The organism is Mycobacterium sp. 1245801.1, from assembly GCF_001673055.1.
Classification (GTDB): domain Bacteria; phylum Actinomycetota; class Actinomycetes; order Mycobacteriales; family Mycobacteriaceae; genus Mycobacterium; species Mycobacterium europaeum_A.
This window is the reverse complement of record NZ_LZKY01000324.1, coordinates 15,454-36,602: the sequence shown is the minus strand read 5'-3', so window position 1 is coordinate 36,602 and position 21,149 is coordinate 15,454. Positions and strand designations below refer to the sequence as shown.

26 protein-coding genes are annotated in these 21,149 nt (G+C 65.9%); 14 read left to right on the top strand and 12 right to left on the bottom strand.

Annotated features, from left to right (window positions below; all coding sequences use genetic code 11):
• Both A5622_RS20785 and A5622_RS20780 read left to right on the top strand, forming a co-directional pair.
• Positions 1-705 (top strand): CoA transferase (locus A5622_RS20785; protein ID WP_197508059.1); only part of this gene is annotated, 705 nt, incomplete at its 5' end.
• A 6-nt stretch (positions 706-711) separates the two neighbouring features.
• The gene (locus A5622_RS20780; protein ID WP_066880953.1) at positions 712-1,527 is read left to right on the top strand and encodes an SDR family NAD(P)-dependent oxidoreductase; all 816 of its coding nucleotides are present in this window, start codon (positions 712-714) and stop codon (positions 1,525-1,527) included.
• Positions 1,528-1,633: 106 nt separating this feature from the next.
• On the opposite strand, the gene A5622_RS20775 is transcribed toward A5622_RS20780, so the two are convergent.
• Positions 1,634-2,464 carry an SDR family NAD(P)-dependent oxidoreductase gene (locus tag A5622_RS20775; protein WP_066880950.1) on the bottom strand — a complete coding sequence of 277 codons (831 nt, stop codon included), beginning with the start codon at positions 2,462-2,464 and terminating at the stop codon, positions 1,634-1,636.
• 85 nt (positions 2,465-2,549) lie between these two features.
• Between A5622_RS20775 and A5622_RS20770 the strand changes: the two genes are divergently transcribed.
• Positions 2,550-3,041: a MarR family winged helix-turn-helix transcriptional regulator gene (locus A5622_RS20770; protein ID WP_066865751.1), complete on the top strand. Its 492-nt coding sequence runs from the start codon at positions 2,550-2,552 to the stop codon at positions 3,039-3,041.
• Between the two features lie 20 nt (positions 3,042-3,061).
• Complete coding sequence (locus A5622_RS20765; protein WP_066880949.1) at positions 3,062-3,478, top strand: DUF5313 domain-containing protein; 417 nt, start codon at positions 3,062-3,064, stop codon at positions 3,476-3,478.
• Between the two features lie 3 nt (positions 3,479-3,481).
• On the opposite strand, the gene A5622_RS20760 is transcribed toward A5622_RS20765, so the two are convergent.
• The gene (locus A5622_RS20760; RefSeq protein WP_066865757.1) at positions 3,482-4,330 is read right to left on the bottom strand and encodes a mycofactocin-coupled SDR family oxidoreductase; all 849 of its coding nucleotides are present in this window, start codon (positions 4,328-4,330) and stop codon (positions 3,482-3,484) included.
• Between the two features lie 231 nt (positions 4,331-4,561).
• Positions 4,562-5,212, bottom strand: coding sequence for a TetR/AcrR family transcriptional regulator (locus A5622_RS20755; protein ID WP_066865760.1), 651 nt, complete (start codon positions 5,210-5,212; stop codon positions 4,562-4,564).
• 242 nt (positions 5,213-5,454) lie between these two features.
• Between A5622_RS20755 and A5622_RS20750 the strand changes: the two genes are divergently transcribed.
• Positions 5,455-6,642 carry an acyl-CoA dehydrogenase family protein gene (locus A5622_RS20750; protein WP_066880947.1) on the top strand — a complete coding sequence of 396 codons (1,188 nt, stop codon included), beginning with the start codon at positions 5,455-5,457 and terminating at the stop codon, positions 6,640-6,642.
• 8 nt (positions 6,643-6,650) lie between these two features.
• Here A5622_RS20750 and A5622_RS20745 read toward each other — a convergent pair whose 3' ends face one another.
• From A5622_RS20745 to A5622_RS20710, 8 genes are all read right to left on the bottom strand, one after another.
• Positions 6,651-6,920: a DUF4190 domain-containing protein gene (locus A5622_RS20745; RefSeq protein ID WP_066865763.1), complete on the bottom strand. Its 270-nt coding sequence runs from the start codon at positions 6,918-6,920 to the stop codon at positions 6,651-6,653.
• Between the two features lie 120 nt (positions 6,921-7,040).
• Positions 7,041-7,799, bottom strand: coding sequence for an acyl-CoA dehydrogenase family protein (locus A5622_RS20740; protein ID WP_232003016.1), 759 nt, complete (start codon positions 7,797-7,799; stop codon positions 7,041-7,043).
• A 74-nt stretch (positions 7,800-7,873) separates the two neighbouring features.
• The gene (locus A5622_RS20735) at positions 7,874-8,971 is read right to left on the bottom strand and encodes an acyl-CoA dehydrogenase family protein (protein ID WP_066880943.1); all 1,098 of its coding nucleotides are present in this window, start codon (positions 8,969-8,971) and stop codon (positions 7,874-7,876) included.
• 17 nt (positions 8,972-8,988) lie between these two features.
• Entirely contained in the window at positions 8,989-9,459 is a 471-nt protein-coding gene (locus A5622_RS20730; RefSeq protein WP_066865779.1) for a nuclear transport factor 2 family protein, read from the bottom strand.
• Complete coding sequence (locus A5622_RS20725) at positions 9,437-10,657, bottom strand: amidohydrolase family protein (protein WP_066880942.1); 1,221 nt, start codon at positions 10,655-10,657, stop codon at positions 9,437-9,439. The genes A5622_RS20730 and A5622_RS20725 overlap by 23 nt, the downstream gene beginning before the upstream one ends.
• Positions 10,658-10,660: 3 nt before the next feature.
• Positions 10,661-10,984: a hypothetical protein gene (locus A5622_RS20720; RefSeq protein WP_066880940.1), complete on the bottom strand. Its 324-nt coding sequence runs from the start codon at positions 10,982-10,984 to the stop codon at positions 10,661-10,663.
• Positions 10,968-12,245: an aromatic ring-hydroxylating dioxygenase subunit alpha gene (locus A5622_RS20715; RefSeq protein WP_066865788.1), complete on the bottom strand. Its 1,278-nt coding sequence runs from the start codon at positions 12,243-12,245 to the stop codon at positions 10,968-10,970. Before A5622_RS20715 ends, A5622_RS20720 begins: the two co-directional genes overlap by 17 nt.
• A gap of 14 nt (positions 12,246-12,259) precedes the next feature.
• Positions 12,260-12,793, bottom strand: a complete 534-nt coding sequence (locus tag A5622_RS20710; RefSeq protein WP_066865790.1) for a carboxymuconolactone decarboxylase family protein — start codon at positions 12,791-12,793, stop codon at positions 12,260-12,262.
• A 400-nt stretch (positions 12,794-13,193) separates the two neighbouring features.
• Here A5622_RS20710 and A5622_RS20705 point away from each other — a divergent pair, with 400 nt between their 5' ends.
• The 9 genes from A5622_RS20705 to A5622_RS20665 all read left to right on the top strand — a co-directional run bounded on the left by A5622_RS20705 (position 13,194) and on the right by A5622_RS20665 (position 20,939).
• Positions 13,194-14,492, top strand: a complete 1,299-nt coding sequence (locus A5622_RS20705; RefSeq protein WP_066865793.1) for an amidohydrolase family protein — start codon at positions 13,194-13,196, stop codon at positions 14,490-14,492.
• Positions 14,493-14,596: 104 nt separating this feature from the next.
• Entirely contained in the window at positions 14,597-15,763 is a 1,167-nt protein-coding gene (locus A5622_RS20700; RefSeq protein ID WP_066865795.1) for an acyl-CoA dehydrogenase family protein, read from the top strand.
• Positions 15,760-16,593, top strand: a complete 834-nt coding sequence (locus A5622_RS20695; RefSeq protein WP_066880938.1) for an enoyl-CoA hydratase/isomerase family protein — start codon at positions 15,760-15,762, stop codon at positions 16,591-16,593. Before A5622_RS20700 ends, A5622_RS20695 begins: the two co-directional genes overlap by 4 nt.
• Before the next feature lie 4 nt (positions 16,594-16,597).
• A complete protein-coding gene (locus tag A5622_RS20690; protein WP_066880936.1) occupies positions 16,598-17,752 on the top strand; it encodes a thiolase family protein in 1,155 nt (384 codons plus the stop codon).
• A 123-nt stretch (positions 17,753-17,875) separates the two neighbouring features.
• Positions 17,876-18,490: a TetR/AcrR family transcriptional regulator gene (locus A5622_RS20685; protein ID WP_066865804.1), complete on the top strand. Its 615-nt coding sequence runs from the start codon at positions 17,876-17,878 to the stop codon at positions 18,488-18,490.
• Positions 18,487-19,002, top strand: coding sequence for a hypothetical protein (locus tag A5622_RS20680; RefSeq protein ID WP_066880933.1), 516 nt, complete (start codon positions 18,487-18,489; stop codon positions 19,000-19,002). Before A5622_RS20685 ends, A5622_RS20680 begins: the two co-directional genes overlap by 4 nt.
• Before the next feature lie 162 nt (positions 19,003-19,164).
• Entirely contained in the window at positions 19,165-20,439 is a 1,275-nt protein-coding gene (locus A5622_RS20675; protein WP_066880931.1) for a cytochrome P450, read from the top strand.
• Entirely contained in the window at positions 20,436-20,624 is a 189-nt protein-coding gene (locus A5622_RS20670; RefSeq protein WP_066865812.1) for a ferredoxin, read from the top strand. The genes A5622_RS20675 and A5622_RS20670 overlap by 4 nt, the downstream gene beginning before the upstream one ends.
• Before the next feature lie 30 nt (positions 20,625-20,654).
• A complete protein-coding gene (locus tag A5622_RS20665; RefSeq protein ID WP_066865814.1) occupies positions 20,655-20,939 on the top strand; it encodes a DUF1330 domain-containing protein in 285 nt (94 codons plus the stop codon).
• Here A5622_RS20665 and A5622_RS20660 read toward each other — a convergent pair whose 3' ends face one another.
• Positions 20,940-21,140, bottom strand: a complete 201-nt coding sequence (locus A5622_RS20660; RefSeq protein WP_007777398.1) for a ferredoxin — start codon at positions 21,138-21,140, stop codon at positions 20,940-20,942. It lies immediately after the preceding gene.
• Positions 21,141-21,149: the final 9 nt, after the last annotated feature.

The window sequence follows — 21,149 nt, the reverse complement described above, 5'->3', positions numbered from 1 at the left end:
CTGCTGGCGCTCGAGCACCGGCGCCGCACGGGCGAGGGCGTGTTCGTCGAAGCGGCGATGGTCGATGCCGCGCTCAGCATCGCCGCCGAGCAGGTCATCGAGTACTCGGCGTACGGCGCGCTGCTGGCGCGCGCGGGCAACCGGGGACCGACCGCCGCGCCGCAGAACCTCTATCTGAGCGCCGACATCGACGAATTCGGCCGCCTCGACAGCTGGGTCGCCATCGCCGTGGTCACCGACGAGCAGTGGGCCAGTCTGGCCCGGGCGATCGGGTCACCTTCTTGGGCAACCGATTCCGCGCTTTCGACCCAGGCGGGCCGGCGCCTGCACCACGACCGAATCGATGGCCAGCTCGCCGCCTGGTGCGAGCGCCGCAGCCGCGACGAAATCGTCGCAACCCTGTGGGGCGCCGGAGTGCCGGTGGCCAAGGTCATGCAACCGCACCGGCAACCCGAGCTGGAACAGTTGGCCTTTCGGGATTTCTTCGAAGTTGTCGACCATCCCGTCAACGGCCCGGCTAGGCTCAGCACCGTGCCGATGAGGTTCTCGACCGGTCCCCACAAGTTCCACACCGCGCATGCGCCGTTGCTGGGGCAACACAATCACGAACTGCTGTCCCGATTGGGCCTGTCCGATTCGCAGATCGCCGAGCTGGAAGCCGACGGTGTGATCGGCAGTGCACCGGCGATGCACGCGCGGAGCTGATCGACGATGACGATCGACCCCTCGAACATCCTGCTCACCGACCGCGTCGCCGTGGTGACCGGTGGGGGAGCGGGCATCGGTCGCGGGATTGCCGCCGGCATGGCCGCATTCGGTGCGCGGGTGGCGATCTGGGAGCGTGACCCGCAGACCTGTGCGCAAGCGTCCGAAGCCATCGGGGCCCTGGGAATCGTCACCGACGTCCGAGACGGCAACCAGGTCGACGCCGCCCTGGAACGCACCAGCGCCGAGCTGGGCACGCCGACGATCCTGGTGAACAATGCCGGCGGGGTGTTCTCCTCGCCCCTGCTGGACACCAGCGAAAACGGCTGGGACGCACTGTATAAGGCGAACCTGCGCCACGTGCTGCTCTGCACCCAGCGAGTTGCCCGGCAGCTGGTTGCCGCGGGCGTTGGCGGCAGCGTCATCTCGGTGACGTCGATCGAAGGCGTCCGAGCCGCACCGGGCTATGCCGCCTACGCCGCGGCCAAAGCGGGGGTGATCAACTACACCAAGACCGCGGCTCTGGAGTTGGCGCCGTACGGCATCCGGGTCAACGCGATAGCGCCCGACATCACGCTCACCGAGGGCCTGGCGGCGCTCAACAGCGACGGTGCGGCGGCGGCCATGGCGGACATCGTGCCGCTGGGCCGCCCCGGTCATGTCGACGAAATCGCCGCCGCTGCAGTGTTTCTGGCTTCCGACATGTCGGTCTATGTCACCGGGCAGACGCTGCACGTCGACGGCGGCACCCACGCTGCCAGCGGCTGGTACCACGACCCCCAGACCGGTGACTACCGATTGGGGCCGCCGCCATCGAGCTAGTGGCGGTCGTAAGTGCGGCGAAGCCGGGTGCGGCGGGCCGTCACCATCGAGCTAGTGGCGGTCGCAAGTGCGGCGAAGCCGGGTGCGGCGGGCCGTCACCATCGAGCTAGTGCGTCCAGCCCTCGGCGGCCTGTTCGTCGAAGGTCCGGTCGATGCGCTCGAACCGGCGGCGGATCGAATCCCGGGCGGCCCCGTGCGGCAGCACGTAGAGGCGGTTGGCCAGGATCGCATTGGCCGTCAACCGCGCGACGTCGTCCGCGCTGACCGCCTCGTCCTGCGTCGGCAGTGTCCCGAACGCCCCCTCGGGTGATGCAGACAGCCCATAGTCCGCGCCGCGAATCCGTTCGGAGTTGGAGACCAGCTTGGTCTCCACCACCATCGGGCACAGCACCGACACCCCGATGCCGTTGGGCTTGAGCTCGCGGGCGAGCGTTTCGGCGAGTCCGACGACGCCGTACTTGGCAACGCCGTAGGTCCCCAGGCCGTTGTTGGGCACCAGCCCGGCGAAGGACGCGGTGAATGCGATGTGCCCACCCTTGCCTTGATCGAGCAGCCTCGGCACGAACGCCTCGACGGCATGGATCGAACCCCACAGGTCGATGTCGATCACCCAGCGCCAGTCGTCGTGGCTCGTCTGGGCCATCGGCCCCGCGACGACGATGCCGGCGTTGCTGAACAGGACATCGACCTGGCCGAGCAACCGGAAGGACTCCTCCGCGAGGTGCACCATCTCCTCGAGGTGCCGGACGTCGCAGACCACGCCGTTTGCGTCGAACCCCTCGCCGCGCAGCCGGTTCACCGCCTGTTCCAGCGCGGGCTGATCGACATCAGACAGCACCACGCGGGCGCCCCGCCGGGCGAATTCGGTGGCGGTGGCCAACCCGATGCCGCTCGCACCGCCGGTGATTACCGCCCCGCGTCCGTCGAAATCGTCCATAGATTCCGAGCGTATTACCCGGGCGGTGGGCGGTGTGAGAGGCGTCATGTAGATAGCCTGCTAACTATTAGGGCACCATATAATTATGGCCGCTGCGACCGCTCGCGAAATCGATCCGCTCGCCCTGGAACACCAGGTGTGCTTCGCGCTCGCGACGACCAACCGGGCGGTGTTGGCGGTGTATCGGCCCCTGCTGGAGCCCCTCGGGCTGACCCATCCGCAATATCTGGTGATGCTGGCGTTGTGGGATCACCGCAAGACGCCCGGGGCCGACCGGTTTCCGTTGTCGGTCAAGCAGATCGCCGCGGCCTTGCAGATGGATTCCGCGACGCTGTCGCCGATGCTCAAGCGCTTGGAGGGGCAGGGGCTGATCACTCGTGCCAAGAATCCGGCCGACGAACGCACCACCGATGTGACGCTCACACAGCGCGGAATCGCGTTGCGGGAGAAGGCACTCGAGATCCCGCCCGCCGTGGTGGCGCGCCTGGGCGTGGAACTGGCCGAGCTCGAGAACCTGCATCAGGTCCTTACCCGAATCAACGCCGCCGCCGTGGCAGCCGGCGCACTGCAATCCTGACATCACCCCGAGGAGCCATCATGACCGCCGCGAAACCCAGTCTCTGGCAGCGCATCGGCTATGCCTACGGGCGACGACTGCCCGACTCGATGCGTGACTGGGTGGCGCGCGATCTGGCCGGGGAGGGAGCCATCCGCCGGCACATGATCAGGTGGGCCATACCGCCCCTGTTGGTCCTTGCCCCGTTTTGGTTGCTGCCCGCCTCGCTCTACGTGCACACGGAGATGACGGCGCCGCTCTACATCTGGGCGTTGCTGATAACCCTTGCCCTGAACAAGGTCTGGCGCCGCCACCGGTTGGCCGTTCATGGACTGGATCCGAACCTGGTCGACGTGATCAATCGACAAAAACAGGCGCGGATGCACGAGGACTACATCCGCCGCTACGGGCCGCGACCCGAATCGGCCGAATGGCAGTCCAACAGCAGCCCCTTCTAGCGGCTACTTGAGGCAGCTACCCGCATCGATGGGCAGGGTCACGCCGGTGATGTAGCGGGCCTCGTCCGAGGCGAAGAACAGCACCGCGTTGCTGATGTCGATCGGCTCGACCCAGGGGATCGGCAGCGTGTGGAACAGTTGACAGATCGGCGCCATGTCGTCGGGACCCGGGTTTTCCAGGTCGGGACGGAACATCTTGAAGGTGCCGTCGTTGTGCAGCATGGGCGTCTTGACGTGGGTCGGGTGCACGGAGTTGACGCGAATCATGTGCTGTCCCAGCTCAACTCCGAAGGCGCGCATCAGCCCGACGACGCCGTGCTTGGCCGCGACATAGTGGCCGGTGTGGGGGTAGGCCTTGAGCCCGCCGACCGAGCTGGTCAGGATGATCGAACCGCCGTTGCCGCCCGCGATCAGATGCGGCACACCGGCTTTCACGGTTTTCCACACGCCGGCCAGGTTGATGTCGATCATCTCGGTCCAGTCTTCTTCGCTGGTCTTGTCCAACGTTTCGCCGCCGTTGCCGATTCCGGCGTTGGCCACGATGATGTCGAGCCGGCCGAGTTGCTCGACGCCGGTGTCCACCGCCGCCTTGAGTGCGGCATAGTCGCGCACGTCGACTTCGGCCGTGAAGATCCTGCGGTTGTGCCCCTTGACCAGGTCGGCGGTCTCGGCGAGGTCTTCGGGTGTCGATGCCGGGATCGCGGTGTCCAGCACGCCTTCGCGGATGGGCTTGCAGATGTCGATGGCGATGATGTCGGCACCCTCCTGGGCCAACCGCACCGCGTGGCTGCGGCCCTGACCGCGCGCCGCTCCGGTGACGAAAGCGACTTTGCCCTCAACACGTCCGGTCATGGCTACCTCAACTCCTGACTTGATCGATCGGCACGCCTGCGCCGGAGAACGATGCGTCCGGGACCGCGAGTCTTGCCGCCCTTGAACTCTGTCATTCGGCCGTCGCGGGTGTCAATGACGAATCCGTTTCGGCTATTTGTGGTTCTAGATATTAGAGAATCTCATTCTCACCGGCAAACGGCGTGCGCTATTTGCTCATGGCGAGATGCGGGAACGCGGGGCGTTCGGGCGCTACGCGACGAATCCGCGTGAGCAGAAATCCCATACCTCTTCGGCGGTGATCGGATGCGTCGTCGCGTCGTCGGGCCCGCCGCTGGATTGTGCGATGAACATCACCGTCTGCATGGTCATGGCGGCCACCCGCTTGGGGTTGATGGTGGTGCGCAGCTTGCCGGCATCATGCGCCGCGTCCATCAGTTCGGTCAGCAACGCGAGCAGCGGTGCATGGGCGATCTTGACCTCAGCCGGGTGGGTGACAAGCAGTCGAGGAGCAAAGTCGGTGAACAGCGGGCGCTTGGCCGTCGGGTCCGGGCGGGACGCTTCGTACAGGAGCTGCACGGCGACCTGCAGCCGCTCCAGTGGATCGGCCTGGTTCTCGGTGGCCGCGCGGATCTGGTCGGCCGACCGGCTCAGTGCGTCCTCGAACAGCGCCAGCAGCAACTCGTGTTTGCCGTCGAACTGCAGGTAGAAGCTGCGCAACGACTGGCGGGAGCGGTCAACGACCTCCTGCACGGTAAAGTCCGTGCTGCCCTTTTCGATGATGATGGCCTGGGCGGCGTCGAGGAAGCGCTGAACGCGCTGCGCCGCACGCAATTTCGCCGTCTTGATCGACCGCTCGACCGCACGCTGCTTCCAGGCCGGCTCTTCGCTTGGATTGGTCACGGCCGACTCAGGTGATTGCCGCGCGGGGAGAACATGGTTGGACTCTACCGGAGAACGCCGTGACATCGCTGCGCTCGACCCCCTCACGGATCACGTGTCGGAGATTGTAACTTTCTTACCACGAGAATACTATTCTCTTAGACGTGTGTATGGAAGCGTAATCGCAAGAGTGAACCGCGTCGTCGGCGGAAACCTTGATCTACCGACGTGTGGGAACGCTCAGGAGCAACCCGGGAAGTGCCGTGCAGCTGACGTTTGACGCCGACGTGGAGGCGTTCCGAGCCGAGTTCGTGGCTTTCCTCGACGCACACCTGCCTTCCGAGGCCGAGGCGGTGGTGCGGCCGCAGTCGAGCTCTGACATTCCGGAGTGGGCCCGCCGGTGGCAACGCCTGCTGTTCGACAACGGCTGGCTACAACCCGGCAACCCGCCGGAGTTCGGCGGACGCAACGCGACGCTGCTGCAGCAGTACGTGTACTCCGAAGAGTTGTCGCGCCGGCGGATCTATCAAAGTTTCAATCCCCAGGGCGTCGGGATCATCGCGGCGTCGTTGTTGTCGTTCGGGACGCCCGAACAGAAGCAACGGTGGGCGGTGCCGATCCTGCGCGCGGAAATCACCGCGTCGCTGGGAATGAGCGAGCCCGGCGCGGGATCGGATCTCGCTTCGCTGAAGACGCGCGCGGTGCGCCACTCCGATTCGCAAGGCGACTGCTTCATCGTCAACGGGCAGAAGGTGTGGACATCGGGCGCCCATCACGCCGATGTGTTGCTGACATTCGTGCGCACCGATCCGGATGCGCCAAAACACAAGGGGATCAGCGCTTTACTGATCCCCACCGACACCCCCGGTGTGGTTCGGAGGCCGTTCGCCTCGATGGGTGACATCGAAGACGTCGACTTCAACGAGGTCTTCTTCACCGATGCCCGGGTGCCGGCCGAGAACCTGGTGGGGGAGCTCAACGGCGGCTGGCGCGTCGCGACCGGTTCGCTCGGCCACGAACGCGCGATGCTGTGGCTGGACTACGCGGACATGCTGCACGCGATGACCGTCGAGTCGAGCCCCTCGGGGCCGGTGCAGCGGGACAGCTACGCGACGCTGGTGATGGATTTCTACGCGATGCGGCTACTGGGGTCGGCGACGCTCGCCAAAGCCGCGCGTGGCGAAGAGGACGTGCCCGCCCAGTCGGTGCTCAAGTTGCTCGGCTCGGAGGCGATGCAACGCGCCTGCGAGGACGCGCTGGCCGCCAAGGACGGCGAGGGACTGGCCTTGCGCGGAGTCACCGCCCCGTTCGCCCCGCTCAACCTGGACAGCCACTACGGCAGCTGGTTCGACCGGTACGCGCGCACCTTCGCCGCGACCATCGCCGGTGGTACGTCGGAGATTCAGCGCAACATCATCGCCGAACGCGTGCTCGGGTTACCGCGCAATTGATCTGCGCGTCAATGGTTTCGGGCGTCCAGGTGGGCGTAGTAGCCGATGGCGACAAGACCCGCAACTATCGCAACCGTCCCTAGAACCATCCCGGCCAGAGCGGTTCGGCGGTTGTTCGCCTGGCCGCGGACCACCCTTCGTCGGGCGATGTCGCCGGTCACCACGGCCGCGATGCCGAAGGGCACCCCGAGCAGCAGCCAGCAGGTGATGAGTCCGACCAGGCCCAGGAGCACCGAGGCGACCCCGAACTGGTTCTGTGGTCCTTGCGGCTGACTCATTGCGTCCCACCTCCCAGGGCTCATGGCGGGGCCGACGTCCGCTCCGACGCCGAGCCACCAGGTGGCCCCCGCGAAGCATCTCATGCTCCGCGCACGGCGCCTGGGTGTGGGCGCGCCGCGTTACAGCTGCGCGAGCCGGGGCGCCGAGCCGGCAGCCACGACCGCCTTTCCGGCCTGACGGGTGAGTTCTTTCGAACTACCCAGCAGTCCGTCGAGGATCAACGACCGCTTGATGTGGTGGTGCAGCGGGTGTTCGGCGGTGAAGCCGATACCGCCGAGCACCTGCTGACAGTGACGCGCGGTGATGAGCGCCGCCTGGCCGGCCGCGGCCTTGGCCAGCAGCGAAGCAAGCCCCTGCGGGTCGTCGCAATCCGTGGCGGCCTGCAGTGTCGCCTCGGTACCCTCGATCGCGACCAGCGCCTCGGCCAGTCGATGCCGGATCGCCTGGAACGAACTGATGTGCCGACCGAACTGGACCCGGTCGACAGCGTGCTGACGAGCCAGTGACAGCATGGCGCGGCTGGTGCCGACCAGCCACCACCCGAGAGCCCGCCAACCCGCGTACAGCGCGGCTGGCGGCAACGAATCATCGTGAGGCACACGGTGTATCGGCAACAGCTCGTCGATCGCCGAGTCGGCATGGTCACGGCGCTCCCACAGCACCCAGGTGCCACCGGCGAACGGCAGCGGCAGGGTTCCCCCGGGCGCGTCCCCCGCCGCGCGCAGCACCACGTCGTTGAGCACGGGTGCGTGGGCACCGGTCTCACCGAGCAGCTTGAACACCAGAGGTATTGCGATGTCGGGCATTTCGTCGAGCATGTCGCGCCAGCCGAGCTCGGTCAGCGCCGCGTCGAGCTTGGCTCCCGAGGCGGCCGTCATCGTCGTCCGCAACGACTCCGCAAGCAGGCGAAGCGATTCGGGATCGGACACGATGTCCGTCGGAGGGGTCACGGTCACTCCTTCCCGAGGTCGAGTAGCCGGCGGGCGATGATATTGCGCTGGATCTCGGCGGTGCCGCCGTAGATCGTCGCGGCGCGCGAATACAGATATTCCGAACGCCACGGCGTGTCTTCGAGCTCCAGCGTTCCCGGCAACACGTCGCGGACGGTGTCGTAGAGTCGCTGCTCCGCGGAGGCCAGCAGCACCTTGTCGATGGAGGTGTCCGGCCCCAGCCGGGCCCCGTCGCGCATGCGGTGCTGGGTGGCACGCGATCGGCAGCGCAACGTATGAAGAGCCAGATAGGCTCCGCCGAGCGCGGATTCGTCGGGGTCCCCGTTTTCTGACGCCGCGGTGATCAAGTCGTCGAAACGTGAATAGAGGTAGGCGATTCGCTGCCAGAAGCAGGCGGAGCGTTCGTAGGGCAGCAGGTCCATCGCGAGTCGCCAGCCGTCCCCGGGCTTGCCCAGCATCCGGCTGACCGGAATCACCACGTCGTCGTAGTACACCTCGCAGAATTCGTCGACGCCGTGCATCGTGCGCAGCGGGCGGATGGTGATGCCGGGGGTGTCGAGGTCGACGAAGAACGCGGTGATCCCGTCGTGGCCGGGCGCGGTGCGGGTGAGCAGGACGCACCGGGTGGAGAACTGCGCGAAGCTGGTCCAGACCTTTTGTCCGTTGACGATCCAGTTATCGCCTTGCTGCGTCGCGCGGGTGGTCAGCGACGCCAGGTCACTGCCCGACCCCGGCTCGGAAAAGCCTTGGCACCATTGCTCTTCCCCGCTGAGTAGCCGCGGCACCATTTCCTTGGCGAGCTCCACGGGCGCGTAATCGATCATCGTAGGGGCGAGGACCTCGAGCATCGAATAGGGGCCGGGTTCGGCCAAGCGCCGACCCACCACCTCTTCGCCGACGATCGCGCGCAGCACTGCCGGGCCGCCCAGCCCACCGACCTCGACCGGCCAGCCGAACCGCATCCAATCGGCGTCGTAGAGCGCGCGGCTGACCCGGGCGAACTGCCGCATGTGCCCCTGCAGCGAGTGGTCGGGCTCGGGGGTCAGATCGTTGTCGTCGAGCCACGCGCGCAGGTCGGTCCGGAACTGCTCGACATTCACTTCGATTGGTCGGCTCCTTAAGTCGCTGCCTGGGCCGCGGAGTCACCGGCGGGACGGCCGATGGCGTGCGGGCGCCCGGAGTCGTGCACCCCGCTGCGGCGGATGAAGGTCATGGCGCGCGTCTTCAGTCGCCACCCGTCAGCGGTCCGCAGATAGGTGTCGCGGTAGTAACCGATCCGCATGTCGTGAGTGGCATGGTCGATGAAGCACAGCGGTTGGGTGCCGGTGGCCGCATCCCCATTAAGGTCGACCACCGCGGTTCCGGTGAGGAACAAGCCCTTTGGGGCCGCGGCCACCAATTCCGGAAATCGGCTCAGGCTGTAGGTCTCGCCGAAGGCGCTGTAGGTGCCGTCGGGAGTGAAGACGGCGACCAGACCTTCGATGTCCTCCTGGGTGATAGTGACCGCGTAGCGGCCGAGCAGCTGCTGGATCTCGACCAAGTCATCAGTTCGGGTTGGGCCGCTTTTAGGCTGATCGGGCGTCGACATAGACCTTGCCGCCTTTCATGACGAAGCTGACGCGCTGGGTAACCGTGATGTCTTCCAACGGGTTTCCCGGTACCGCGATGATATCCGCGAGCTGGCCCGCCGCGAGGCGCCCCCGGTCGGTCGAGTTGATCAGCTCGGCCGCGGTGATGGTGGCGGCCCGCAACACCGCCAGCGGCGGCATGCCCCATTCCACCAGCGTGACAAGCTCGTCGGCATTCTTGCCGTGCGGGATTGCCGGGGCGTCGGTGCCGACCGCGATTTTCACCCCGGCCTCGTAGGCGGCCTTGATCGAGGTCTCGGCCTTGGGGAACATCTCGGCCGCCTTGTCCTGCAGGGCTTTCGGGGCGCGTGACACGTCCATCGCCTGGGCGAGCCTGCGGGTGGTCACCAGGAACCTGTCGTTGTCGACCAGCATCTGGATGGCCTCGTCGTCCATCAGGAACCCGTGCTCGATGCAGTCGATACCGCACGCGACCGCGTGCTTGACGGCTTCCGCGCCGTGCGTGTGGGCGGCGACACGCAGTCCACGGCGGTGCGCCTCGTCGACGATCGCGCGCAGTTCCTCGTCCGAGTAGTGTTGCGCCCCAGCCTCACCGGTCAACGACATGACACCGCCGGAAACGCACACCTTGATCAATTCGGCGCCGTGCTTGATCTGGTAGCGCACCGCCTTGCGGATCTCGTCGACCCCGTTGGCGATGCCCTCTTCGATCGTGAGCTCGAGTGCGCCCGGCATGAATGCGGCGAACATCGTCGGGTCAAGGTGCCCGCCGGTGGGCGTGATCGCGTGGCCGGCCGGGACGATTCGGGGCCCCTCGATCCAGCCCGCGTCGATGGCCTTGGCCAGGGCGACGTCGAGCAGGTAGCCGCCGGTCTTGACGAACAATCCCAGGTTGCGCACGGTGGTGAAACCGGCGCGCAGCGTGCGCCGGGCGTTGCCGACAGCGCGCAGCACCCGCGTCGGCGGGTCGTCTTGCACCTGGGACAGCCCGGGCGTCTCGCCGCGCCCGCCCATCAGGAGGTTTACCTCCATGTCCATCAGGCCCGGCAATAGAACCTGGTCGCCCAGCTCGATGATTTCGCCTTCGGGGTCGCCCCCCAGGCCGACGATCCGGTCGTCCTGGATCTTCAGGATGCCGGGCCGGATGATCTCGCCGCCGTCAATGTCGAGCAGCCCTGCGGCCTTGAGCGTCAGCACCTGCTAGATCACCGGTTCCCGGATCACTTCAACCCACGCCGCGCCGCTGTCCGGCACGCGCGGCTGCTTCCACGCCTCGATGGGGAAGGACACCATGACGAGCGACTGCATCATGTGCATCAACGTCTTTGCGTCCTCCGGCATGTCGTCCAAGGGGAACTTGTCGCAGTAGGCGATGACGTCGTTCAGCATCGGGAAAGCGACGTCGTAGAACTCCTGCATCTGGGGCATCGTCGAGGCCAACCGCTTGGCATAGCGCTCGGGCTCGGTGGCCAGGTCCCACTCCAAAAAGGGCTCGAGGGCGGCGAATTCAGACGGTAGCGCCATTGCGCTGGTACTCCTTGACGTAGTTGGCGGTCGTGTGGTGCAGGTGTCGGATCAAGACTTCCTGGTCGCAGAGCAGGAACTCCTTGACGGCCCGCGTGCCGATCATGGTCTGGGTCGCTTCCAGGGTGTTGGCGTCCTGCAGGGCGTACTCCTTGAACGTCACCGCGGCCAACTCCTGGGCCAGGCGTTCCCGCGCATTGCGCGGCGGCACGAAATACAGCGACGACTCGAAGATGTGCTTGTCCACCGCGGTCGGCCAGTAGTGGTAGGTCAAATACCAGCCCGGCTCCCAGATCAGCAGCATGAAGTTCGGGTAGAACAGCCACGAGTCGATGCCCCACTGCGGCACCCGCTTCACGTTGACGCCCGGTGGCAGCTCCATGTTCTGGATGATCTCCGGCTTGTCCCACGGACCGAACAACCCGCTGCGCAACACCTGGTCCATCGGCTTGACCATCGACATGTCCGGGGGAGGTGCCTGACCGCCCCAGGTCGACTGCAGGTTGTGCGGACCGGCCAGCTCGTAGTGCAACGCCTCGTAGCCGAACTTCTGGATCTTGGCGGCTTCTTCCTTGGTGTACTGACCCTGGTGCAGGATCGGCGCGTGGTAGAACTCGACGAACGCGTCGATGAACAGCTTCCAGTTGCTGCCGACCTCCGCCCGGTAGGAGTAGGTCTCGGTCATCTCGCCGAACGGGTAGCCCTCGATGCTCTTGGCCAGCGGTCCGAGGTAGTCGGTGAGCGGCGCCGCGTTGTCGTCGAAGTTGATGAAGATGAAGCCTTCCCACACCTCGCAGCGAACCGGCGCCAGGCCGAAGTTGCTCTTGTCGAGGTCGAAGAACTCTTCTTCCTGTTGAACGAAGGTCAGATCGCCGTCGAGGCTGTAGCGCCAGGCGTGGTACTTGCAGGTGAACTGCCGGCAGGTGCCGGAGGTCTCCTCGTTGGGAAAGTCGTTCCACACCAACTTGTTTCCGCGGTGGCGGCAGACATTGTGGTACGCCTTGACGGACCCGTCCTTGGTCTTGGTGATGATCACCGACGTGCCCTTGCCGGCGGAGGGTAGTTCCCTGGTGAAGTAGCTGCCGGTGCGGGGCAGGCGCTCGACGCGGCCGACGTTGAGCCAGGTCTTCCTGAACACGGCGTCACGTTCGGCCTCGAAGAACGCGGGGTCGATCGAGTCGGTGTAGTCGACCGGCGCGGTCCCCAACTCGGGGTAGTTTTCTGTCCAGCTGCCGGCGGCTGGCTTCGGGAAGTGCGGCAACGTTCTTACTCCTCTTATTCGACGTTGTTAGCGGCTGTGGTGGCGTGTTCGGGTTGGATGCCAAAACTGTTGAAGGCCATGGCCAGCAGGGCGTAGCAGCCGACTGTGAAGACGAAGTCCATCCGTTGCTGGTCGTCGAGGCGCTCGCCCAGTGCCGCCCAGGTCTGGTCCGACAGCTCCGACTTCTCATCGAGCTCGTCGACGCCAGTGATCACGACCTGGTCGAACGCGTCGGCGGCCTCGCCGCGCTTCAAGGCCGCGATCTGGTCGTCGGTGATTCCTTCTTCTTTGGCCATTCGCTCGTGGTGTGACCACTCGTAGGCGCACCGCCGGCGATGGGCCACCCGCAGGATGGCCAGTTCGCGGATGCGGGCCGGCAGTGTGGACGACACCAGGAGGTGGACGTTGAACCGCAGAAACGCCTTGGCTAGCGCCGGATGATGGGCCAGCGTGGACAGCGCGTTGTTGCTGTCCGCCTCACGCATCGCCGAGAGGGCCTGCCGGGTCGCCTCGTCCCACTGGTCGGCGGGCAGCGGCTGCAAGCGCATTGGCAGTGTCCTCTCGGTGAAAGAGAATCATATTCTCATTTGCAACTAACAGACTGGCACGAAACGCGCGTCCGGTCAATGCCGGCGTGCCGCTCGAGGACAGGTGCACCCATCGCCCTGGCGCACGTCGCGACCGGGCGGCCGCCCGCGTCGACAGGGCGGCCACCGGCCCCCGTTCCGCCACGCCAACCCGGTCCTACCTCACGGCATGGCTGCGCCGTGGAAGGGCGCTGGGCCTGCACGTTCGGCTGCTGGTCAGAAGGTTGCGGCGGCGCCGAGCAACCGCTGGATGTTGATTCTCGCCTGGCGAGAAGATAGTTTTCAGTTTAGTGATCTTGGCACGGGACAGCGATTCGCCGAGGCTCTAATCGATCCGGTGGATCCGATGAAAGGGACGGCCATGAACAAAGAAGACATGATTCTGATCAGCGTCGACGACCACACCGTCGAGCCGCCGGACATGTTCAAGAACCACCTGCCGAAGAAGTATCAGGACGATGCGCCCCGGCTCGTGCACAACGCCGACGGATCGGACATGTGGAAGTTCCGCGACACCGTCATCCCCAACGTCGCGCTCAACGCGGTGGCCGGGAGGCCCAAGGAGGAGTACGGCATCGAGCCGACGGGGCTCGACGAGATCCGGCCCGGTTGTTACAACGTCGACGAGCGCGTCAAGGACATGAACGCCGGCGGCATCCTGGCGTCGATCTGCTTCCCGTCCTTCCCCGGTTTCGCCGGAAGGCTGTTCGCCACCGACGACAACGACTTCTCGATCGCACTGGTGCAGGCCTACAACGACTGGCACATCGAAGAGTGGTGCGGTGCCTACCCGGCGCGATTCATCCCGATGGCGATCCCGGTGATCTGGGATGCCGAGGCGTGCGCGGCCGAAGTGCGGCGGGTCGCCAAAAAGGGCGTGCACGCCTTGACCTTCACCGAGAACCCGGCCGCGATGGGGTACCCCAGCTTCCACGACGACTACTGGGCCCCGCTGTGGAAGGCGCTGTGCGACACCGGCACCGTGATGAACGTGCACATCGGTTCCTCGGGACGGTTGGCCATCACCGCGCCCGACGCCCCCATGGACGTGATGATCACGCTGCAGCCGATGAACATCGTGCAGGCCGCCGCCGATCTGTTGTGGTCCAAGCCTATAAAGGAATACCCCGACCTCAAGATTGCGCTGTCGGAGGGCGGCACCGGCTGGATCCCCTACTTCCTCGAGCGCGCGGACCGCACCTTCGAGATGCACTCCGCCTGGACGCACCAGGACTTCAAGGGCAAGCTGCCCAGCGAGGTGTTCCGCGACCACTTCCTGACCTGCTTCATCAGCGACAAGGTCGGCGTGGCGCTGCGCAACATGATCGGCATCGACAACATCTGCTGGGAAGCCGACTACCCGCACAGCGACTCGATGTGGCCGGGTGCGCCCGAAGAGCTGTGGGATGTGTTGTCCCTCAACAACGTTCCCGATGACGAGATCAACAGGATGACCCACGAGAACGCCATGCGCTGGTACTCGTTTGACCCATTCACGCACATTTCGCGCGAACAGGCGACCGTCGGTGCGCTGCGCAAGGCCGCCGAGGGGCACGATGTGTCCATCAAGGCCAAGGGTCACGACAAGGACGGTCGGGGCGGCTCGTCGTTCGCGGACTTCGCGGCCAACGCGAAAGCCCTTACCGGCAACAAGGACTGAGCACAGTACTGTCGCCGAGCAGACGCAAAAGCACCTAAATCGTCGGCGTGTCGGGTGCTTTTGTGTCTGTTCGCGCTGAGAAGAGGAGACCACCAGTGGGTGGAATGAACTTTGAGCTGACCGAAGATCAGGAACTGATCCGCCGGTCGGTCGCGGAGCTGGCACGGAAATTCGACGACCAGTACTGGATGGAGAAGGACCAGGCGCACGAATTTCCGACCGAGTTCTATAAGGCCATCGCCGAGGGCGGCTGGCTGGGCATGACGATCCCGACCGAGTACGGCGGGCATGGCCTGGGGATCACCGAAGCGACGATCCTGCTCGAGGAGGTCGCCAAGTCCGGCGGCGCCATGAACGCGGCCAGTTCGATTCACCTGTCCATCTTCGGCATGCAGCCGGTCGTGGTGCACGGCTCCGACGAGCTCAAGGCCCGCACGTTGCCCGCCGTCGCGACCGGCGAGGTGCACGTCTGCTTCGGTGTCACCGAACCCGGTGCCGGGCTTGACACTTCGCGAATCACCACGTTCGCCAAGCGGGACGGCGATCGCTACATCGTCAACGGTCGCAAGGTCTGGATCTCCAAAGCGATGGAGTCCGACAAGATCCTGCTGCTCACCCGGACGCAGAGCTACGACGAGGTCACCAAGAAGACCGACGGGATGACCCTGTTCCTCACCGATCTCGATCGCAGCCGCGTCGACATCCGCCCCATCCGCAAGATGGGCCGCAACGCCGTCAGCTCCAATGAACTGTTCATCGACAATCTCGAGGTGCCGGTCGAGGACCGAGTGGGCGAGGAAGGCAAGGGCTTTCAGTACATCCTCGACGGTCTCAACCCGGAGCGGATGCTGATCGCGGCCGAGGCGCTCGGCATCGGCCGGGTGGCGCTGGAGAAGGCGGTGAAATACGGCAACGAGCGCGAGGTGTTCGGCCGACCCATCGGCATGAACCAGGGATTGCAGTTCCCACTCGCCGATTCACTCGCCCGGCTCGACGCCGCCGAGCTCATGCTGCGTAAGGCCACCTGGCTCTACGACAATGGCAAACCCTGCGGGCGCGAAGCCAATACGGCAAAGTATCTGTGCGCCGACGCCGGCTTCACCGCCGCCGACCGGGCGCTGCAAACCCACGGCGGCATGGGTTACGCCGAGGAATACCACATCACCCGTTACTTCCGGGAGGCCCGGTTGATGAAGATCGCGCCGGTCAGCCAGGAGATGATTCTGAACTTCCTGGGAGCCAACGTCCTGAAGTTGCCGAGGAGCTATTGACCACGACCGATGACCCCGTGTTGCTGTCGGAGGACCGCGGCGGGGTGCGCACCCTCACGCTCAACCGCCCGCGTCGCAAGAATGCGATCAACCCGGAACTATGGGTCGCCCTGCGGGACGCGCTGGATGCCGCCGGCCACGATCCCGGCGTGCGCGCACTGGTGATCACCGGCTCCGGCGGCAGTTTCTGTTCCGGCGCGGACATCTCGGCTCCCGAGGACATCCATCCGAAGTACAAGTTGCAGCGGTTGACCGACGTGGCGCTGGCGCTGCACGAGCTGTCGATTCCGACGATCGCCAAGGTGACCGGGGTGGCCGTCGGCGCCGGCTGGAACCTCGCGCTGGGCTGTGATCTGGTGGTGGCCACACCGGAATCGACGTTCTGCCAGATCTTTTCGAAACGGGGCCTGTCGATCGACCTCGGCGGCTCCTGGCTGTTGCCCAAAATCGTTGGGCTGCAACAGGCCAAGCGGCTCGCGTTGCTGGCGGACACGATCGATGCCGAGGAAGCATGCGCCCTCAACCTGGTGACCTGGGTGGTGTCGGCCGCGGAGATCGACGCGTTCGTCGACGATCTCGCCAACCGGCTGGCGGCCGGCCCGCCGATCGCGCTGGCCCACACCAAGGCGCTACTGAATGAGGGCGCCGACCGCACCCTGCGGGACGCGCTGGCCAGCGAGGCCCGCGCCCAGGGCGTCAACTTCGCGACCGCGGACACGGCGGCGGCCTACGCCGCTTTCGCGCAACGGCGGGAGCCATCGTTTACTGGTCGGTGGGCCCTAGCAAAATCTGACGTGGAACCACATTCGGGCGACAAGCAATCGGAGTAAGGATATGCGTGAAACAGTCATCGTCGAGGCGGTGCGGACGCCGGTGGGGAAGCGCAACGGCGCCCTGTCCGGCATGCATGCCGCCGACCTGTCCGCGGTCGTCCTGACCGAACTCATCGAGCGCACCGGCATCGGTCCCGAGATCATCGACGACGTGGTCTGGGGTTGCGTGTCCCAGGTGGGCGATCAGTCCAGCAACATCGGCCGCTACGCGGTTCTGGCCGCCGGCTGGCCCGAGACCATCCCCGGCACCACCGTCAACCGAGCCTGTGGGTCCAGCCAGCAGGCGCTGGACTTCGCCGTGCAGGCGGTGATGTCCGGGCAGCAGGATGTCGTCGTGGCCGGCGGGGTCGAGGTCATGAGCCGCGTACCGCTCGGTTCGGCCCGCGCAACCGGTATGCCCTACGGCCCGAAAGTCCTTGCCCGCTATGACGATTTCTCCTTCAACCAGGGCCTGTCGGCGGAACTGATCGCCAAGAAATGGGGATTCTCCCGCACCCGCCTCGACGAATTCTCCGTCGAGTCCCACGAGCGCGCGGCCGCGGCCCAGGACAGCGGCGCATTCACCGAGCAGCTGGTGCCGGTGTTCGTCGAGGGAGCCGACAACAACGTCGTCACCGCCGACGAGGGCGTGCGGCGCGGCAGCACCGTGGAGAAGCTCGGCGCGCTCAAGCCCGCCTTCGCCGAGGACGGGGTGATTCACGCCGGCAATTCGTCGCAGATCTCCGACGGCGCCGCCGCGCTGCTGGTGACCACCGCGGAGCTGGCCGTCGAGCTCGGTTTGACGCCGATGGTGCGCTACCTGGCGGGCGCTGTGACCGGCGCCGATCCGGTGCTGATGCTCACCGGCCCCATCCCCGCGACCGAGAAGGTGCTGGGCAAGGCCGGCGTCGCGCTGGCCGACGTGGGTGTCTTCGAGGTCAACGAGGCCTTCGCGCCGGTTCCGCTGGCATGGCTGGCGGAAACCGGGGTGGACCCGGCCCGGATGAACCCGCTGGGCGGGGCGATCGCGCTGGGGCACCCGCTGGGCGCGTCGGGGGCGGTGTTGATGGCGCGCATGGCCCACCACATGCGCGACAACGGGATTCGCTACGGGCTGCAGACCATGTGCGAAGGCGGCGGCACCGCCAACGCCACGCTGGTCGAGCTGGTGAGCTGACAGCCCCCGAGGCGGGACCCGGCGCGCTGAAAAACCGCACCACGTGACCCTTGTCACAGCGACCAAACTAACCTACTGTGTGTTCACTAGGTTGGTTTTGCTACGTCGGTAGAGAGGACCCTGGTGCCCGTCGCGCGGCGATACGACACGCTTCTCGCCAAGGGGGAGGACCGCAAGCAGCGGATCCTCGACGTCGCCCAACGCCTGCTCACCCGCAACGGCTGGCGCAGCACCACGCTCGCCCAGATCGCCGGTGAGGCCGGGGTGACACCGGCAGGCCTGCTGCATCACTTCGAATCGAAGGAGCAGCTGCTGCACGCGGTGCTCGATGCCCGCGACCTCGACGACGACACCCACGCCGACCGGACCGGGGACCTGTTCGACCAGATCGCCGCGGTCGCGGACCGGTTCCACCGGGCCCCCGAATTGGTGGGGACGTTCACGGTGCTGCTTGTCGAGAACATCCTGCCCGAGGCTCCGCTGCACGACCGCATGCTGGCCAGGCACCGGGCCGCCACCGACATCGTCGCCGAGCTCATCCGTCGCGGTCAGGCCGATGGCCGGTATCGCGAAGACATAGACCCCGCCGTCAAGGCAGTAGAAATCCTCGCCTTCGTCCACGGAATGGAAACCACATGGTTACTCGATCCCTCGATACCGCTGCCCGAGGTGTTCAAGCAGTACGCCGAAACACTGGCGCGGGACTTCGCGCCCCCGAAGAAGCTCGAGACGACATGAGGTACCGGCTCGACGTCGTGGCCACCACCGCGGTCGATGTGGTGCGTTTCGCCGGTGGCTGGATCTTTGACCGGTCGATGGCGGGTTGGGACGTCACCGTGCTCTTGATGGATCTGGCGGACCACCCCGATGACCGGCCGCTGCAGATCATCGGTGCCCAGGTGCTCGACCTCGAAGGGGCGCTGGCATCGGTGCATTCGCGGCCCCGCCCCCAGGCCCTGGCGGCCGCGGCGGATCTATTCGGCTGCGACGCGCGGGTTCGCCAAGGCGTGCTGCGGGCCCTCGATCAGGGCGCCATGGAGGTCACGCTGTGGGGGGAGGACTGGCCGTCGGAACTCGATGACAGCGTCGGACTGGTGCAACACCAGCTGAGCATGGCGGCGCAGACGTTCAAGGCCCAGGCCCTCGCGGCGGCGGCCGTACCGCACGCCCCCGTCGGCCACGTCGAGACGTTCCGCAGCGGGCTGCTGGCGTGGCCCTCGGTGGCGGCCGACCTGGTTCCTGCCAGCTAGTCGGGCGCGATCAGACCGGCGCGCCACGGTCGGCGGCCGGCGAATCGCGCGTCTCGAGACGCCCGGCGGGGACCCGTCGTTGACGACCACCACCCCGTGTGAAAATGTAATACTCATCCGCGAGAGGCACATTCTCACTAGCCGAGATTCAAGGAGCAGGAGATGGCGAACGAATTCTCCGAGTTGGACTTCTTTCGCGGCAGCGAGCTCATCGAGAACCCGTACCCCTACTACGAGGCGCTGCGTCAGCGTTGCCCCGTCACCCGGGAAAGCCACCACGACGTCACGATGATCACCGGGTGGGACGAGGCGTGTGCGGTCCTCAACGACGCCGAGACGTGGTCTTCCTGCATCTCGGTGACGGGTCCGTTCCCCGGCTTCCCGGTCCCGATCGAAGGCGACGACATCACCGAGCTGATCGAGCAGCACCGTGACGAACTGCCCTTCAGCGACCAGCTGCCGACGCTCGACCCGCCGACCCACACCAACCACCGCTCGTTGCTGATGCGGCTGATCACCCCGAAGCGCCTCAAAGAGAACGAGGACGCCATGTGGGCGCTCGCCGACCAGGCGCTCGACGACTTCCTGGCCCCCGGCCACGGCGAATGGATCAAGGGCTTCGCGGGCCCGTTCACCCTGCTGGTGATCGCCGACCTGCTGGGCGTGCCGATGGAGGACCGCGACAAGTTCATCAAGGGCATCCGCGAGCACTCGGGCGGCGGCGTCGGGGGCACCGGCAAGGAATCGTTGGCCCACAGCCCACTGGAATTCCTCTACGGCCTGTTCTCCGATTACGTCCGCGACCGCCGGAGCGAGCCGCGTGATGACGTGCTCACCGGCCTGGCCACCGCCACCTATCCCGACGGTTCGATCCCGGACATCGAGGACGTGGCTCGTGTCGCCAGCAACGTGTTCTCGGCGGGACAGGAGACCACCGTGCGGCTGCTCGGCGCGGCCCTGCAGACGCTGGGCGAGCGCCCCGATATCCAGGCGCAGCTGCGCAAGGATCGCAGCCTGATCCCGAATTTCATCGAAGAATCGCTGCGCCACGAGAGCCCGGTCAAGGGCGACTTCCGGATGAACCGGCGGCCGGTCAACGTCGGTGGCGTCGACCTGCCGGCCGGCACTACGGTGATGATCGTGCAGGCCGCGGCCAACCGTGATCCGCGCCGGTTCGAAGAACCCGCCACCTTCGATCCGACGCGCAAGAACGCGCGCCAGCACATCTCGTTCGGGCGTGGTATCCACAGCTGCCCCGGCGCCCCGCTGGCGCGGGCCGAAACCCGGGTGGCGATCGAACGGCTGCTCGACCGCACGACGGATATCAGGATCAACGAGGACGTCCACGGGCCCGCGGATAACCGTCGTTACCAATACGTTCCGACCTACATTCTGCGTGGCCTGACCGAATTGCACCTGGAGTTCACACTGGCATGAAGGTTTGGGTAGACGACCAGCGGTGTCGCGGTCACGGCATGTGTCTCACGCTGTGCCCCGACGTGTTCAGCCTGACCGACGACGGTTACGCCGTAGCGACAGATTCCGATGTCCCGGCGGAATTGGAGTCCGCCGCTCAGGAGGCGATCCAATGCTGTCCCGAGCAGGCGATCAGCGAGAAATAACCAAAATTACGGGCGAGTAAGGAGATTCGAGTGGCCAAAGGGTATGTCATCCTCACCGAGGCCATCAAAGACCCGGAAGGCATGAAGGCATACGCTCAAGCCGCCGGATCCGCGATGAGCGGTGCCACCATCCTCGCGGTGGACACCGCGCCCAAAGTCATCGAGGGCGACTGGCACGGCGACCAGACCGTGGTGCTCGAATTCGAGTCGGTGGATGCGGCTCGGGCGTGGTACGAATCCGAGGGCTACCAGAAGGCGGCGAAACTGCGCCAGCAGGCTGCCGACTGCAACGCCGTCATCCTCTCCGGAATCTGATTACTCTCCGACGATCGAGATCGCCTGCCGAGGACACTGACGGACGGCCTCGCGCACGTCCGCCTCGTTCTCCGGGGTGACTTCCTCTTGGTGGACGGTCAACATGTCGTCGTCGCCGAGTTCGAAGATGTCTGGGTTGATGCCCATGCAGACACCGTTGCTCTCGCAGAGTCCCCAATCGACTTCGATCTTCTTCGTCATCGTGGCCCC